This window comes from Novosphingobium organovorum (assembly GCF_022832435.1).
Taxonomy (GTDB): Bacteria; Pseudomonadota; Alphaproteobacteria; order Sphingomonadales; family Sphingomonadaceae; genus Novosphingobium; species Novosphingobium organovorum.
This window is the reverse complement of the sequence record NZ_JALHLF010000089.1, coordinates 1-16,496: the sequence shown is the minus strand read 5'-3', so window position 1 is coordinate 16,496 and position 16,496 is coordinate 1. Positions and strand designations below refer to the sequence as shown.

Below are 16,496 nucleotides of genomic sequence, written 5' to 3'. Positions count from 1 at the left end.
GCGCTGGCGGCCGGTCCGGCGCTCGCCGGGACACCGCCTCCCGTCGGGCAGGCCCCCGCCGCCAGCCCCGGCCCCTTCCCGCTGCCCTTGCCCACGCCCACCGGCAAGCGCCCCAACCTCGTGCTGTTCTTTCCCGACGAGATGCGCGCCGATGCGCTGGGCTGCTACGGCAACCCGGTCTGCAAGACCCCCAACTACGACCGGCTGGCTGCGCAGGGCACGCGCTTTGCCCAGTGCCACGTCCAGTTTCCGGTCTGCGGTGCCTCGCGCTGCAGCCTGCTGACCGGCTGGCCCACCAGCGTCCACGGCCACCGCAGCCTCTACTACTTCCTGCGCCCCGACGAGCCCAACCTGTTCCGCTATCTCAAGGAGGCGGGCTACGACGTCTACTGGTTCGGCAAGAACGACGCCCTGGCGCAGCAGAGCTTCACCGACAGCGTGACGCAGTGGTACGACGCCCCCTCGCACCTGCCCCGCCCCAGGCCGGGCGAGCAGCGCCCCGCTCCCGACGCCCCGCTCACCATGCTGACCAGGGGTGCCGTCGATCCGCGTGCGACGCCCGACCACGCCTTGCTCGAACTGGCGATCGGCGTGCTCGAACAGCGCGAGCGCGAGCGGCCCTTCTGCATCTTCCTGCCCACCGGCACCCCGCACCCTCCCTACCGCGCGCCGACCGGTTTCGATACGCTCTACGACCCCGCACGCCTGCCCGCGCTGATCCCGCCGGGCCTTCCCGTCAAGCCGCGGTTCCACGCCGCCATGCGCGAGACGTACCGACTGGACGCGGTTGACGACGCCACGCTGCGCCAGGTCCGCGCGACCTATTACGGACAGGTCAGCTATACCGACTGGCTGCTGGGCGAGCTGATGGACGCGATCGATCGCACCGGCCACGCCGCCGACACCGCGCTCATCGCCAGTTCGGACCATGGCGACTATGCGGGCGACTACGGGCTGATCGAAAAGTGGCCGAGCGGGCTCGAGGATTGCCTGACCCACGTACCGCTGCTGATCCGCGCGCCGGGCGGCAAGGCTGGCCATGTCGTCGAGGAGATGACCGAGCTCTACGACGTGATGGCAACCATGCTCGAACTGGCCGGGACCCGCGCCCGGCACACCCATTTTGCCGCCTCGCTGGTGCCCCAGCTCAAGGGTGCCGCGGGCGACCCGGCGCGCGCGGCCTATAGCGAAGGCGGCTACAACACCTACGAGCCGCAAGCCTTCGAGCCGCGCCTCGGCGGGCTCTACGCGCCCAAGACCGATCTTCAGAACCTCCACCCCGCAACCGTCGCGCGGGTCGCCTCGGTCAAGACCCGCGACGCCGCCTTCATCGCCCGGCCCGAGGAAACCAGCGAGCTCTACGACCGGCGCGCCGATCCAGGGCTTACGCAAAACCGCATCGCCAAGGCCAGCGCGGCAGGTGAAGTCGCCGCGCACCAGCTCGACCTGATGAACCGCTTCATCCGCACCACCGGCATCCCCCCTGTCGACAAGGACCCGCGCGACACCCCGCCGTTCTACCCGATGGCTTCGTTTCGATGAGCGCCCTTCCTTTTGGCCTCGTCTATCCCCGCTGCTCTACGCCCGCCCGCCCCGGCGCGCCGGGGCTTGAACCCCCTGCCCGCGCGCACTACCCCCGTCGCCAAATCTGGAGAGCACGATGAGCAAGCAAGCCGATCCCCTGGCCGAAACCACCCCGGCTCCGGCACCCGAAGGCCCGGCGGGCATGCGCTGGATCGCGGGCGGCGCCTTCACCATGGGTTCGGAGCGTTTCTATCCCGAGGAAGCGCCGCTGCGCCGCGTGCGCGTCGACGGGTTCTGGATCGACGAGACCCCCGTCACCAACCGCGAATTCGCCCGCTTCGTGGAAGCCACCGGCCACGTCACCGTGGCCGAGATCGCGCCCGATCCCAAGGACTACCCCGACATGCTGCCGGGCATGGACAAGCCCGGCTCGCTGGTCTTCCGCAAGACCACCAGGCCGGTGGATCTTGGCCAGCCGGGCAACTGGTGGCACTTCGAATTCGGGGCCGACTGGCGCCATCCGCTCGGCCCGCAAAGCGATCTCGACACACTCGAACTCTGGGACCACCCGGTGGTCCAGGTCGCCTACTCCGACGCCGAGGCCTACGCCCACTGGGCGGGCAAGGCGCTGCCGACCGAGGCTGAATTCGAATACGCCGCGCGCGGCGGGCTCGACGGGTGCGACTACGCCTGGGGCGACGAACTTGCCCCCGAAGGGCGCATGATGGCCAATTACTGGCAGGGCCTGTTCCCCTTCGCCAACACACTCGCCGACGGGTGGGAGCGCACCTCGCCGGTGCGCAGCTACGCGCCCAACGGCTACGGGCTCTACGACATGATCGCCAACACCTGGGAATGGACCAGCGACTGGTGGGAGGAAAACCCCAGGGCCAACCCGGCCAAGAAGGGCAAGAGCGCGTGCTGCGCGATCAGCAACCCGCGCGGGGGCAAGCTGAAGGACAGCTTCGACCCGACCCAGCCGCAGGTGCGCATCGGGCGCAAGGTGCTCAAGGGCGGATCGCACCTGTGCGCGCAGAACTACTGCCAGCGCTACCGCCCCGCCGCGCGCCATCCCGAGATGATCGACACCTCGACCACGCATATCGGGTTTCGCTGCGTCAAGCGGGTGCGCGCCGGGTAGAACGGGCGCGGGGTCAGCCGCTCGCGCCACGCCAGACCGCGCGCACCGCATCGCGGCGCGCGATCAGTAGACGAATTCGGTCTTGCGCCCGATCACCTCGATCGCGCGGGTCGAGTGGAGCGGCCACATCGGTTCGGGCAGCGTCGCGTCGAAGGCGTCCATCTCGGCTTCGAGGCGCGCGGCTTCCTTGGGCAACCGGGCCGCAAGGTCGGTGCGCTCCCACGGGTCGGCCTCGATATCGTAGAGCTTGCTTTCCTTCCAGTCGCGCGAACGCCACAGCTTGTAGCGCCCCTCGCGCAGCGCCTGGACCGGGCGCTGGTCCCAGAAGAAGCGACGCACTTTGGGCGCGGTTCCGGCCAGCGTGCGCATCAGATCGACCCCGTCGAGCTCGTCCGGCAGCGGGGTGCCCGGCGCCGCCGCGTCGAGCACGGTAGGCACAATGTCCAGCGAACTCACCGGCGTCGCGACCCGCTGCCCCGGCGTGATGTGGCCGGGCCAGACGACCATGAACGGCACCCGCATCCCGCCTTCGAGATAGGTGAACTTGCCCCCGCCCCAGGGATGGGTCTGCGTGCAGTAGCCGAACTGCACCGGGCAGCCGTTGTCGCTGAGGAAGACGATCAGCGTGTCCTTGCCCACGCCCTTGGCCTCGAGCGTCTTGAGGATCTGCCCCACGCCGTCGTCGAGCGCCTCGATCATCGCCACGTAGGTGCGCCGCGCGGGGTCCTTGATCTCGGAATGCCGGTCGAAATAGACACGCGGCACCTGCAGCGGCCAGTGTGGCGCGTTGTAGGCGACGTAGAGGAAGAAGGGGTCCTTGCCGCCCGCCTTGCGGTCGAGAAAGTCCACCGCATGCTCGGTGATCGTCTCGGTCAGGTAGGCATGCGGCTGGTCGACCGGGGTCATGTCGGGCCCTTCGAACAGCCCTTGCGCGCCCTCGCGCGTCTCGGGCTTGTACTTGTCGAAGGCGGTCGGCGTGGTGACGAGGCCGGGACTGTCAGGTGTAGCGTAGATGCTCTCGCCCGCCAGGAAGCCGAAATACTCGTCGAAGCCGCGGTTGGTAGGGTAGAACGGGCGCGTGCTGCCCTGGTGCCACTTGCCGAAGGCGGCGGTGGCATAGCCCAGCGGCCTCAGCCGTTCGGCGAGGTTGGGCACCGTGACCGGCAGCCCCGCCCCGTGGTTCACGTCGCCGCGATCGGTGATGTTGTACATGAACCCGAAGCGCGCCGGAATGCGCCCGCTGAGCAGGCCCGCGCGGCTGACCGAGCAGATCGAGGCGGTGACGTAGCCCGCCGAAAACGTCGCGCCGGCCTGTCCGATCGAATCGATGTTGGGCGTGGCGATCGTGCCTGCGCGGTTGGCCGACACGTCGGTCCAGGCCAGATCATCGACGAGGATGACGACCACGTTGGGCCGCGCTTGCCGGGCCAGGGTCGCGGTTGAGGCCGGAGTTGAGGCTGGGGCGGGCGCCGCCGCAAGCGACGGGCTGAGCGTGGTGCCCGCCAACAGGGCGGCAAGACCGATCTTCAAGGTGCGCATAATGGCATCTCTCTCACATACAGATTTTTAGAATCGCACGACGGTCAGGCGAGACTCGCCTCGCGCAGCCGCGCAGCGCGCAGCCCGGCCATGCCCACCAGCAGCAGGACCAGCGCCAGCGGCGAGGCGACGGCGCAGACCAGCGCGATCGATTCGCCGACGCGCGAGGGATCGCCCAGCACATAGTCGGTCACCATCGCCACGGCCGTCGGCCCCAGCGTCGAACCGATCAGGTTGATCGAGAGCATGTAGAGCACCGAGACCTGCGCGCGCATGGCGTTGGGGGTGAGGTCCTGCAAAGCGGCCAGACCGCCGCCAAAGTTGAACCCGGCAAAGAAGTTCATCGCCCCGATCCCGGCCAGCGCCAGCGTGGCGCTGGGCATCAGCGGGAAACCGACGGTAAGCGGGATCAGCACCGAAAAGCCGATTACCGCGGCCATCAGGTTGCCGTTCTCCAGCCCGCGCCGCTGCAGCCAGCTGGCGACGAACCCACCACTCAGCGCGCCGCTGGTGCCGCAGAAGAACACCATCCAGCCGTAGGAGGCGCCGATCTGCGAGATCGACATACCGTAGCTGCGCTCGAGAAAGGCCGGAATCCAAGCGCCCGTGCCGTTGCCCACGAAGATCATCAGCGAAAAGCCCACGATGATGCCGAAATAGGCGCGCGCGTGGCCGCCAAGATGCCGCGCGATCGCGCCCAGGCTGGCGTGCTGCGCCGCACCCGCACCCGATACAGCGCCGCGCCGGCGCGGCTCGCGCACCGCCAGCATCGCCAGCGAAAGCAGCGCGCCGGGCAGGCCGAGCAGCAGGAAGATGATGTGCCAGCCCTTCATCGTACCCAGCACCGGCACGACGATCTCGCTCCCCGGAGGAACGTGCGCGGCGATCAGTCCGCCCAGGATCAGCGCGCCCGCACCACCGAAATAGACCCCCATATTGTAGATCCCCATGGCCAGCGCGAGACGCCCCTTGGGGAAACAGTCGGCCAGCATCGAATAGGCCGCGGGGCTCAGCCCCCCTTCGCCCGTGCCCACCGCGATGCGCGCGGCGAACAGGCCCGAATAGCTGCGCACCAGCCCGCAGGTCGCCGTGGCGAGGCTCCACACGAAGATCGAGACGGCGATGATGTTGCGCCGGTTGGAACGGTCCGCGAGCCAGGCCACCGGCACGCCGACCAGCACGTAGAAGATCGTGAAGCTCAGACCATAGAGCAGGCTCATCGCGGTGTCCGAAGCGCCCAGGTCCTCCTTGATCGGCTGGACCAGCAGCGCCAGCGCCTGGCGATCGACGAAAGCCAGCGTGTACGCCAGCATGAGCAGGAGCGCCGCGGTCCAGGCCTGCCGGGGCGGTGGCCAGGCCTGCTCGCTCTCTCGCGTAGCCGGTTGCGCCGGGCGTGCACCAGTGGGGTTTGCGGGCATCGCGGTGTCCATCAAGATCTCTCCCTCGCCGGGCCCCTTCGCGAGTGGTCCCGTGTCGTTCGCGGCCCCGCCGGAGGGCGCCTGTGCGCTGCGATCCGATAGCCGATAACGCCGCTATCCGGAATCATTTTGTAGCGCTACATCGCTATCGGGCGCGGGGGGGCTTGTCAATCGTCGAGACGGCAACATATGGTCGTTCCACATGACGAGTGAAATGACCACAGCCCCGACCGGGCGAACGCGAAAACGGGCGACCAAGGGCGCCACCATGGCCGCCGTGGCCCGCCTGGCGGGCGTATCGCCGATGACCGTGTCAAACGTCATCAACAACAAGGTCAGCGTCCAGCCCGCCACGCGCGAAGCGGTGCTAAAGGCCATTGCCGCGCTGGACTACCGCCCCAACGCCGCTGCCCGCGCGCTGGCCAGCGCCAGCACGCTGCGTATCGGGCTGGTCCACCGCGACGAGGAAAGCGCGCTGCTGAGCGCCATGCTCGTCGGCGCGCTCAAGGCCACCTCGCGCCTGGGTGTCCAGCTCATCATCCAGACGTACGATCCCGCCACCGCCTTCGACGATATCCTGCGCTTTGCCGCCACCGATCTCGACGGGCTGCTGCTGCCACCGCCGCTGTGCGAACGCTTCAGCGGCAGCGGGCTGAGCGCGCGGCTCGCCATCCCGATCGTCGCGCTGGCGCCGGGCAAGGCGCTGCCCGACATGGCCTGCGTGCGGATCGACGACGAGGCCGCCTCCTTCGCGCTCACCTCGCGGCTGATCGCGCACGGCCACCGCGCGATCGCCTTCGTCCTCCTGCCCGACACGCATGTGGGCATCGCCCGCCTCGAAGGTTACCGCCGCGCGCTGCGCACGCACGGGCTGACCGAGGACCCGGCGCTGGTCTGGCACGCCCGCCCGCTGTTTTCCGAAGGCCTGGTGCTGGCCGAAGCCAAGCTCGTTCCCGGCGTCCCGGTCAGCGCGATCATGGCCGGCAACGACGACATGGCCGCCGCCTTCGTCAACGTCGCGCTGCGCCGCGGGATGCGCGTGCCCGAAGACATCTCGATCACCGGCTTCGACGACAGCCCGATCGCGATCAAGATCTGGCCGACCCTGACCACCGTGCGCCAACCGCTGGCCGAAATCGCCGAACAGGCCACCGACATGCTGATCGCGATGCTGCGCAACCCCGGCGCCGATCGCACCGTGCCGCGCTTCGTCGATTTCACGCTGATCGAACGCAGTTCGGTCTGCGATCGCCCAGCGGCCTGACGACACGCCCGTTCCCGAACAAAAAAGAGAGCAAAAAAAGGGGGCGAGGCGTGACGCCTCGCCCCCGCTCGAGAAGCCCCGCAAAGGACGGAGGAGGTGTCCTTCACGGGTCAGGGTGGTTCAGTATCGGGCCTGCTCGAGGCCGCAGAAGGGATCGACGGGGGAGACCCCGGTGAACGGCGCCTCGCCAACCAGGCGTGCGACCACGCCGCGCTGGACGCTGGCGATGCCGCTATAGCCATTGACGTAGGTCGCGATTTCGGGCGCGTCGAACAGGTAATAGGGCTGGCCGAGCGAGACCATGAGTGTGGGCAGCGCGGTGTTGAAACGCAGCATCGCCTTGCGCGATCCGCCGTGCAGCTTGATCCAGTCGATATGGATTTGCGCGATGGCCGGAGTCGCCTCCTGCCCGATGAGGTAGATCAGGAGGTCCGCATCAGCACGGCTCGGCGGGGTTTCGGCATCGTAGAGACGCACTTCGAAACCGCGCGCGCGCAGTTCGTCCAGAAACGTCTCGCACTCGCGCGGGAGCGCGCCCGACACGAAATTCCACCCCTCCTCGACCATCACCACCACGCGGCGCTGGCGCAGCGGGTCAAGCGGCAGGAGCGCCTGCGTATCCTTGACCAGCGTGATCGCGCGCTGGTTGGCGGCCTCGGCCAGAGCCAGGTTTTCCGGCCGGCGCAGCGCTTCGCGCGCGGTCGCGATCGGGGGAAGCAGGTCCTCGGGGGTGCGGCGGTGCAGGCCGAGCCGGGCCTTGAGGCAGAGCACCTTCTCGACTGCCGCCTCGAGCCGCGCCTCGCTCAGCCAGCCCTTGCGCAGGCCATCGAGCATGAGCCGCTTGTCGCCCGCGCCATCGCGGCTGAACAGGAACACATCGCACCCGTTCTCGATCACCGCGGGCACGGCCTCGGCACGATCGCACCAGGAATTGAGCCCGCCCATCGCGGTCGCATCGGACACGATCAGCCCGCGAAAACCCAGCTCGCCGCGCAGCAGGTCGAGGTTCAGCGCGCGCGAGAGCGAAGCGGGACGAAAGGCCTCGCGCCCGGCGTCAGGATCGCGCGCGCGGATATAGTCGGGCAGCGCGATGTGCGCGCTCATCACCGCCATCACTCCGCTCTCGATCATCGCGCGGTAGATCCGGCCGAACCCGGCCTCCCACGCCGCCATCGACAGCGGGTTGACGGTGGTCACCAGATGCTGGTCGCGATCGTCGTAGCCATCGCCCGGCCAGTGCTTGGCGCTCGCCGCGATGCCCTGCGCCTGGAGTTCCTCGATCAGCACGCGTGCCTGCGCGATGATGGTATCGACCTGCGAGCCGTAGGAGCGCGTGCCGACCACCGGGTTGCGGAAATTGGCGTTGATGTCGACCACCGGCGAGAAGGTCCAGTTGAACCCCATCGCGCGGCTCTCGCTGGCGATTACCCGCGCCATCGCGCGCGACAGCGCCAGGTCGTTCGCCGCGGCCAGCCCCAGCTGGTTGGGCACCGGGCTGGCATAGAAATGGCTGAGCGAGCCGCCTTCGATGTCCCCGCTCACCAGCGGGGGCACCGCCGAGCGCTCGAACACCGCGTGGGTCGCCGCCCAGGCCTTTTCGAGGTCGTGGCCGGGGAAGCGATGCACCCCGCCCACGCCCAGCGCGCAGTGCCGGGCGATCTCCTCGATATCATCCCCGATCGAACTCAGGACGAACAGTTGGCCGACCTTCTCCTCGGTCGAAAGCGACGCGAGCCGGGCATCGACCCAGGCGCGATCGGCCGGGGCCAGCGCGAGGGGATCGCGTCCCTCGGCACTATGGGCCCCGGCACCATGGGCCCCGTCACCATGGCTCCCGGCTGTCGCAGCGGAAGAAGAAAACAGGGAAGAGACGGGATCGCCTTTCATCAGAAGCTGAACGAACCGCGCACGCCCCAGTAGCGCTCGGCGTCGCGCAGCACCTGCTGGTAGACACGCCCGCCGTTGAAGCTGGAGGCGAAGATGTTGCCGGTGAAGTTCTGGTCGAACAGGTTGCGCACGAAGAAGGCGAAGGAATAACCGCCCTTCTTGTCCTCCAGCCCGATCTCGGCGTTGACCACCGCATAGCCGTTCTGGACCGTGTCGGGGTTCTGGTCGAGCTGGTACTGGACCTTGGTCTGGTAGCTCAGGTTCGACTGGACGTACGTGTCGAAGGGCAGGCTTTCGCCCAGCGGCACGTACTGCTTGACGTAGGCGGTCATGCGGAAGTCGGGCGCGTTGGGCAGGCGGCCGCCCGAAAGATCCTGCGCGCTGCTGACGCAGCCCTCGGCCGCCGTCTGGCCGACGTAGCACGGGCCTTCGGGGTAGCTGTCGATCTTGGCGTCCATGAAGGTGCCGCCCAGCGAGATCGTGGTCAGCCTGGTCGGGCGCAGGTTGAATTCCAGCTCGAGGCCCTTGGTCGAGATCGATCCCACGTTGAGCAGGTAGAACGAGACGTCGCCGGGCAGCTGCGACTGCGCCTGGAAGTTGTCGTACTTGGTGTAGAACAGCGCGCCGTTGACCGAGACGGCACGGTTCGCGCTTTCGATCTTCATGCCCAGTTCGAACGCGTTCGAGGTTTCGGGATCGACCGGCTTGTAGGTGTCCTGCGCGGCGAAGATGAGGTTGAAGCCCTTGCCCTTGTAGCCGCGCGCGTAGCTGGCATAGACGTTGCCGAGCCCGGCGATGTCATGACGCACGCCGATCTTGCCGACAACCGCGGTATCGCTGGTCGATCCGGTGAAATCGGCCGCGGTGCCCGCCGCGCCGGTCAGCGCCAGATCGCCGTCGACCAGCACGTTCGTGGGGTCGCGGTAGACCTGCCAGTCCAGCTTCTCGTGCAGCACGCGCACGCCGCCGAACAGCTGCATCGCATCGGTCAGGTCGATGTTGGTGCTGGCAAATGCGGCAATGTTCGAGTTCGAGGTCGAACCGGTGAACTGGCCGCTGCGCGCCGCGCTCGTCGCCACGGTGCGGCGCATGAAGCCGGTGTCGGCATCGAGCTTGAAGGCAAAGGCTCCCAGCAGCACGTCGAACCCGCCCAGGTCACCCGAGACGAGGCGCAGTTCCTGCGAATACTGCTTTAGCTCGGTGTCGCCGGTGTTGACATCCCACAGCGTCACGCCGGTCACCGGCGTGGTCAGCGGGGTATAGTCGGTGTCGCCCTGGCCCAGGAAATTCCACTTGCGAAACGCGGTGATCGAAACCAACTGGAAGTCGTCGTTCACCTGGTATTCGACCTTGCCCGACACGCCCCACTGCTTGCTGGTGTTGGTGTTGTCGGCGTTGAGGTTGACCTTGCGCAGCGTGGCCGAGGGGACCAGCGGCAGGACCGCGTTGGCGTAAGCCTGCGTGGAGACCGAGCGCAGCGTCGAGACGGTGTCGTCGCGCCCGTTGCTGTAATCGCCGATCAGCGTCACGGTAAGGTCCGAGGTCGGCTCGAACTTGAACTTGGCCCGCCCGCCCCAGTTGCGGTAGCCGCTCAGCCACTTGTCGCTGATGCCCGAAACGTTTTCGACGAAGCCGTCGTAATCCTTGTAGAAGCCGCTGATGCGATAGCCGGCGTGATCGCCGATCGGCCCAGAGATCGAGCCGCGCACCTGCCATTCGCCGCCTTGCGCATAGCTGCCGTCGACCTTGCCCGAAAGCGTGTCGCTCGGGTCCTCGGTCGTCACCGAAATCAGGCCGGCCGACGCGTTCTTGCCGAACAGCGTTGACTGCGGCCCGCGCAGCACTTCGACCCGCTGGACATCGACGAGATCCTGGAACCCCTGCCCCGAACGCGCCAGAGCAACATCGTCGATGACCACCGAGACCGCCGGTTCGGTTGCCGCGGAAAACACCGTGGTGCCGATGCCGCGCACCGAAAGCGAGCTGTTCGAGGCGTTGCTACCCTTGGTGAAGGTGAGCGAGGGAGCGACGCTGGTGATCGATTCGACCCCGCCCGCGCCCACCGCGTCGAGCTGCCCGCCCGACACCACCGAAACCGCGATCGGCACGTCCTGCAGGCTCTGTTCGCGCAACCCGGCGGTGACGATGATCTCGTTGGCGTCCGCCGTCGGCTTCGCGGCGTCCGGCGTCGCGGCCGAATCCTGCGCGAAGGCGGGGCTGGCGATGGCCAGCGCGATGGTCATCGCACCGAGCGAAATGGTCGCGCGCTGGCGGCTTGATCCGGTGTAGTTCATGTCACTCTCCCTGCGAATGGAGCCTTCTTTCGAGGCTGATCCGTTTCGATGTAGCGCTATATTTAATTCGGTGCAATCCGAGTCCCTCGGCGCCCCTCGCTCCTTTTCGCCTAATTTAATGTAGCGCTACATGTCAAGTGTCAAAAATGCCCCCCTCGCCCATGCAAAAGGGGCGCCCCGCCCGGTTGCCCCGAACGGATCGCCCCTTTTTCCCGCCCGGCAGGACCGGACGCGCGCGTTCACCCGTGCGCGATACGCACCGAAGCGAGCCGCGGGCTGAGCAGGTGGACCACCAGCAGCGCCAGCAAGTACGCGCTCGCGCAAATCGCGAAGAGCACCTCGTAGCTGTGCGTCGCATCGAGGATGTAGCCCGCGAACAGCGCCATGCCCATGCCGCCAAGCGCGCCCACCGTGCCGCCGATGCCGACCACCGAACCGACCGCGCCGCGCGGGAACATGTCCGAGGGCAGGGTGTAGAGATTGGCCGAGAAGGCCTGGTGCGCGGCCGTGGCCAGCCCGATCACCAAGACCGCCGTCCACACGCTGTCGATCGACTGCGCGAACCAGATCGGCAGTACGCACAAGGCGCAGATCAGCATCGTGATCTTGCGCGCGAAGTTGGGCGTGCGCCCGGCCTTGATCAGCCGCGAAGACAGCCAGCCCCCCGCAATCGAGCCGACATCCGAAATCAGGTAGATCGCGGCGAGCGGCAGGCCGAACGTCTTGAGGTCGAGCTGGTAGCGTTCGAACAGATAGCCCGGCAGCCAGAACAGAAAGAACCACCAGATCGGGTCGATCAGGAACTTGCCCAGCGCATAGGCCCAGGTCTCGCGCACGGTGAGCAGGTGCGTCCAGCCGATCGGTTCGACCGGATCGGCCGGGTCCTGCTGGATCCAGGCCAGCTCCTGCGCGCTGACGCGGGTGTGTTCGCCCGGATGGCGATAGAACGCCCACCACGCCGCGAGCCAGGCCAGCCCGAACAGCCCGGTCACGAAGAAGGCCATGCGCCAGTCGAACCAGAGCACCAGCAGCGGCACGATCAACGGGGTGACAATCGCCCCGACGTTGGCGCCCGCGTTGAACAGCCCGATCGCAAAGGCACGTTCCTTCTGGGGAAACCAGTCGGTCACCGCGCGGATGCCGGCGGGAAAATTACCCGATTCGCCGATACCCAGGCCAAAGCGCGCCGCCGCGAACGAGGCCACCCCGCCCGCAAAACCATGCGCAACGTGGCTGATCGTCCAGATCACGATCGCAATCGTGTAACCCAGCCGCGCCCCCAGCGCGTCCACCACCTTGCCGAACGACAGATAGCCGATCGCATAGGCCAGCTGGAACCAGAAGATGATCCTAGCAAAATCGCTTTCGCTCCAGCGGAATTCGGCCTCGAGCGTGGGCTTGAGCACCCCGATCATCTGCCGGTCGACGTAGTTTACCGCGGTGGCGGCGAACAGCAGCGAGACGATTACCCAGCGCGTGCGTCCCACGCCTTTCCCGGCGGACGCCGTCGCCCCGGCCAAGCCTGCTTTCCCGGTACCTGCATCCATCATTCCTGCTCCCTTCACGGCGGCCCTTTGGCCTGCCGTCACGATGTCGCGTTCAGTATCCCTTCGCCGCCTCGATCCGGCAGCGCAGCGTGCCATGCCCGGCAAATTCGGCCTCGACCCTGTCGCCGGGCGAAACCGGATGCACACCGGTTACCGCGCCGGTGGAAACCCAGGTGCCCTGCGCGCAGTCGATCCCGCGCGCGGCAAGGTTCTCCAGCAGGAAACGCACCGCGCCAAGCGGCCCGTCGAGCATGGTCGCGCTCGTCGCACAGCCCACCGTCTCACCGCCGATCGAAAGGCGCACCTCGATCGCGTCGAAGTCGCTATGCGCCCCGTGCCCAAGCGCCGGGCCGATCAGCAGCCCGTGGTTGTTCCCGAAATCCGACGCGGTCACCGGCGGTCCGTCGGCGTTGATCGCGGGGTAGGGCGAACTGGCGATCTCGATGCCGATGTGCACCGCATCGACCAGCGCGGGCACCTCGGCGTTGGTGGCCGGGACCCGGCCATCCCAACCCGGCGCGACGTGGAGCAGGAATTCGGCCTCGGCCGCGCCGAAGCCATCGGCGAAGACCGGCATGGCCCGTTCCTCGCCCGGCGCGAGCGTGTGGACCGTATCGGCAAAGATCGGTCCGGCCAGGCGGTTGGTGCCCAGCCGCGCATCGTCGGGCGGATTGATCTTGCCCACTTTCCAGCCCGCCACCGCGCGTCCGTCGATCACGATCGCCCGATCCTGGATCGCATAGGCCGCGCCCATGTCGGCAGGGGGCGTTCCGGGATAGGCCGCGAGCCCCTGCGCCGCGCGCCGCGCCGCCACGAAAGCCTGCGCCACCGCCTCGCCACGCGCCGCATCGGCGCCGCCAGCCAGCGGTCCGCCCTCTGGTGCATCCTGTGGTGCCATGTTCCCCCTACCCAAGAATTTCTCCATCACGAATCGCTATAGGAAACCGGTGTCATAAGCAAACGCAATTAAGAAAGCACCGGTTTGTCATAAGGTTACGCCACGCTTCCAGATGGCAACCGCCCGCTGGCCACCGCGCTCGGCACAGGTCCGCTCACCGCTGGCAAAGGCCAGGAGTCGCGCCAGGAACTGCGCATCGGCCCGCGCGGCCCCCTCGCGCAGCGCGAGCGAAGCGTCGAAATCGATCCAGTGCGGCTTGGCCTGCGCCAGCGCCGCGTTCGAGGCCACCTTGAGACAGGGCACCGCAAATCCGAGCGGCGTGCCCCGACCGGTAGTGAACAGCACGAGGGTCGCGCCCGAAGCGGCCAGCGCGCTCGACGAAACGGCATCGTTGCCCGGCGCCTCGAGCAGGCTCAACCCGTCGACCCGCGCCTGTTCGCCATAAGCCAGCACGTCGCACAGGGGCGCGGTCCCCGCCTTCTGCACCGCACCGAGCGACTTTTCCTCAAGCGTGGTGATCCCGCCCGCCAGATTACCCGGTGAGGGATTTTCCGAAACCGGCAGCCCCTGATCGAGGTAATAGCGCTTGAACCCGTTGACCAGCGCCGCCGCCCGCTCGAACACCTCGGGCGAGACGCTTCGCTCGAGCAGCGGCTCCTCGGCGCCGAAAATCTCGGGAATTTCGGTCAGGATCGCGCGCCCGCCCGCCGCCGTCACCCGGTCGCACAACCGCCCCAGAAGCGGGTTGGCGGTCAGCCCCGAGAACCCGTCCGAGCCACCGCACTTGAGCCCGATGCACAGCGCGTCGAGCCCCAGTTCCTCGCGCTCGGCCCGTTGGGCCTCGGCCACCAGTTCGTCGATCAGCCGTCCTGCGGCGGCCAGTTCATCGCCCACCGCCTGGCTCGAAAGCACGCGCAGTTTGCTGCGCGCCGCATCCGGCACTTGGGCCACCAGCGCATCGAGCTGGTTCGATTCGCAGCCCAGTCCCAGCAGCAGCACCCCGGCCGCATTGGGATTGGCTGCGAGACCAGCCAGCAGCGCCCGCGTTCCAGCCAGATCATCCCCCAGTTGCGAACAGCCATGCGGATGCTCGAACGCGAAGATCCCATCGATCCGGCCAGCTGCAATGGCCGCGCCGTGCCGCTCGCTCGCCTGCCGCGCGACCTGCTGCGCGCTCAGCGCGACGCAGCCCACCGTCGGCAGGATCCAGATCTCGTTGCGCGTCGCCGCGCGCCCATCGGCCCGGCGGTATCCGCGCCAGGTCCATGCGGCGCCTGCAGCAATCCCTGCGACCTCCTCCGGCGCCTGCCCGGCGCGGGCGCCGGAACGGTAGGCCAGCTCGCCCGCAAGCGCGGTCGCCAGGTTGTGAGAGTGGACGTGTTCACCCGCCCGCACCGCCACCCGCGTGCGCCCGATCGGCTGGCCATACTTGACCACCACCTCGCCCGCCGCCAGGTCGCGAAGCGCGAACTTGTGCCCTTGCGGCACGGCCTGAAGCAGGCATACCCCCAGGACCTGCGCCCCGGCGTCGAGCGCCCTCAGCGCCACCCCCACGGTATCGCTGGCATGGATTTGCAGGGAAGCGGGGATCGTGGCAGGCGTTGTCGCGGGCATGGTATCCGGTCTGAGTCATGAAAAGCCGTTACCAACGGAGACAATCGGTAACCGGTGTCATATTGCCTTTACCCGCGCGCTAAGGCAAGGGTCGGTTCCAACAACAACACAACAAAACGAGCACGGGGTGCATGCCTAAGGAACCGAAACCGACGATCAACGACGTCGCCCGTCTCTCGGGCGTCTCGAAAAAGACCGTCAGCCGGGTGATCAACAAGTCCCCCCTGCTCAACGAAGCCACCCGCAAGAAGGTCGAGGCGGTGATCGCCGAGCTCGGTTACGTCCCCAACCCGCAGGCGCGCGCACTGGCGCTGCGGCGCAACTTCCTCATCGGGCTGATCCACGACAACCCGAACGCGCAGATGGTGCTGGGGGTGCAGGAAGGCATCCTCGAGACGATCCGCGACACCGAGTTCGCGCTCGTGGTGCGCCCGGTCGACCGCCACTCGCCCGCCCTGCTCGACGATATCCGCCATTTCATCGAACAGCAGCGGCTGTTCGGGGTGATGCTGCTGCCCCCGATCTCGGAGAACGACGAACTCGCCGACATGTGCCGCGCGCTCGGCTGCACGGTGGTGCGCATGGGCTCGGCCGCGCTCGACAAGAGCGAACATCTCGTCGCCTCGAACGACCGCCAGGCGGTCGCCGACGCGGTCTACTGGCTGTCCGAACTGGGCCACAAGCGGATCGGCTTCATCGCCGGCCCGGAAGGGTTCCGCTCGGCGCGCGAGCGTGAACTGGGCTTTGCCGACGGCATGGCGCGCGCGGGGCTTCCCCTCGATCCCGCGATCATGGCGCGCGGCACCTACCGCTTCGAATCGGGTCAGGCCGCGGGCGACAAGCTGCTCGCCGCCACGCCGCGCCCCACCGCGATCTTCAGCAGCAACGACGAAATGGCCGCCGGTTTCCTCCACCGCGCGCTCGGCCAGGGCATCCGCGTGCCGCAGGACCTCTCGATCATCGGCTTCGACAACACCGCCACCGCCGCGCACATCTGGCCGCCGCTGACGACCGTGCAGTGGCCGATCAAGGCCATGGCCCGCGCCGCGGCGAGCAAGCTGATCGACCCCGCCGATGCGGCCTCGCAGCCCTCGATCTTCCTGTCCGACCTGATCCGCCGCGCCTCGGCCGCGACCTGCGCTGGCGCCCACGGCACCGACGCACCGGCCCCGGCCACGCAGGACGGACACGGACCGGCTGAAACGCAGCCGTTGACACCGGTTACCAAAAGCCGTTAGAACTCGCTCCCGAAGCACGAACGGGAGAGTGATAACGTGTTCTGCAAGACCTACCACGCGACGCATCCGGAGATGATGGAGGGTGTGTCGAACGAGGCGCTGCGCGATCGGTATCTGGTGACGGGGATGTTC

11 protein-coding genes are annotated in these 16,496 nt (G+C 67.8%); 4 read left to right on the top strand and 7 right to left on the bottom strand.

Annotated elements, in window-relative coordinates; translation table 11 throughout:
* Together MTR62_RS16580 and MTR62_RS16575 are read left to right on the top strand one after the other, a co-directional pair.
* Positions 1–1,542: sulfatase-like hydrolase/transferase (locus MTR62_RS16580; protein ID WP_244022980.1), on the top strand; the 1,542-nt coding region annotated here is incomplete at its 5' end.
* A 184-nt stretch (positions 1,543–1,726) separates the two neighbouring features.
* Entirely contained in the window at positions 1,727–2,665 is a 939-nt protein-coding gene (locus MTR62_RS16575) for a formylglycine-generating enzyme family protein (RefSeq protein WP_244022984.1), read from the top strand.
* Between the two features lie 63 nt (positions 2,666–2,728).
* Here the strand turns inward: MTR62_RS16575 and MTR62_RS16570 are convergent, their stop codons facing one another.
* Positions 2,729–4,204: a sulfatase family protein gene (locus MTR62_RS16570; RefSeq protein WP_244022978.1), complete on the bottom strand. Its 1,476-nt coding sequence runs from the start codon at positions 4,202–4,204 to the stop codon at positions 2,729–2,731.
* A gap of 44 nt (positions 4,205–4,248) precedes the next feature.
* A complete protein-coding gene (locus MTR62_RS16565; protein ID WP_244022976.1) occupies positions 4,249–5,634 on the bottom strand; it encodes an MFS transporter in 1,386 nt (461 codons plus the stop codon).
* A 202-nt stretch (positions 5,635–5,836) separates the two neighbouring features.
* On the opposite strand from MTR62_RS16565, the gene MTR62_RS16560 reads away from it, so the two are divergent.
* Positions 5,837–6,886, top strand: coding sequence for a LacI family DNA-binding transcriptional regulator (locus tag MTR62_RS16560; protein WP_244022974.1), 1,050 nt, complete (start codon positions 5,837–5,839; stop codon positions 6,884–6,886).
* A 120-nt stretch (positions 6,887–7,006) separates the two neighbouring features.
* On the opposite strand, the gene MTR62_RS16555 is transcribed toward MTR62_RS16560, so the two are convergent.
* From MTR62_RS16555 to MTR62_RS16535, 5 genes are all read right to left on the bottom strand, one after another.
* Positions 7,007–8,773: a glycoside hydrolase family 3 protein gene (locus MTR62_RS16555; protein WP_244022971.1), complete on the bottom strand. Its 1,767-nt coding sequence runs from the start codon at positions 8,771–8,773 to the stop codon at positions 7,007–7,009.
* On the bottom strand, positions 8,773–11,067 hold the full coding sequence (locus MTR62_RS16550) for a TonB-dependent receptor (RefSeq protein ID WP_244022969.1): 2,295 nt from the start codon (positions 11,065–11,067) through the stop codon (positions 8,773–8,775). Before MTR62_RS16550 ends, MTR62_RS16555 begins: the two co-directional genes overlap by 1 nt.
* A gap of 239 nt (positions 11,068–11,306) precedes the next feature.
* Positions 11,307–12,614 carry an MFS transporter gene (locus tag MTR62_RS16545; RefSeq protein ID WP_244022982.1) on the bottom strand — a complete coding sequence of 436 codons (1,308 nt, stop codon included), beginning with the start codon at positions 12,612–12,614 and terminating at the stop codon, positions 11,307–11,309.
* A 52-nt stretch (positions 12,615–12,666) separates the two neighbouring features.
* A complete protein-coding gene (locus tag MTR62_RS16540; RefSeq protein ID WP_244022967.1) occupies positions 12,667–13,512 on the bottom strand; it encodes a 2-keto-4-pentenoate hydratase in 846 nt (281 codons plus the stop codon).
* A gap of 87 nt (positions 13,513–13,599) precedes the next feature.
* Complete coding sequence (locus MTR62_RS16535; protein ID WP_244022965.1) at positions 13,600–15,126, bottom strand: UxaA family hydrolase; 1,527 nt, start codon at positions 15,124–15,126, stop codon at positions 13,600–13,602.
* A gap of 131 nt (positions 15,127–15,257) precedes the next feature.
* On the opposite strand from MTR62_RS16535, the gene MTR62_RS16530 reads away from it, so the two are divergent.
* On the top strand, positions 15,258–16,364 hold the full coding sequence (locus MTR62_RS16530; RefSeq protein ID WP_244022963.1) for a LacI family DNA-binding transcriptional regulator: 1,107 nt from the start codon (positions 15,258–15,260) through the stop codon (positions 16,362–16,364).
* The last annotated feature ends 132 nt before the right edge of the window (positions 16,365–16,496 follow it).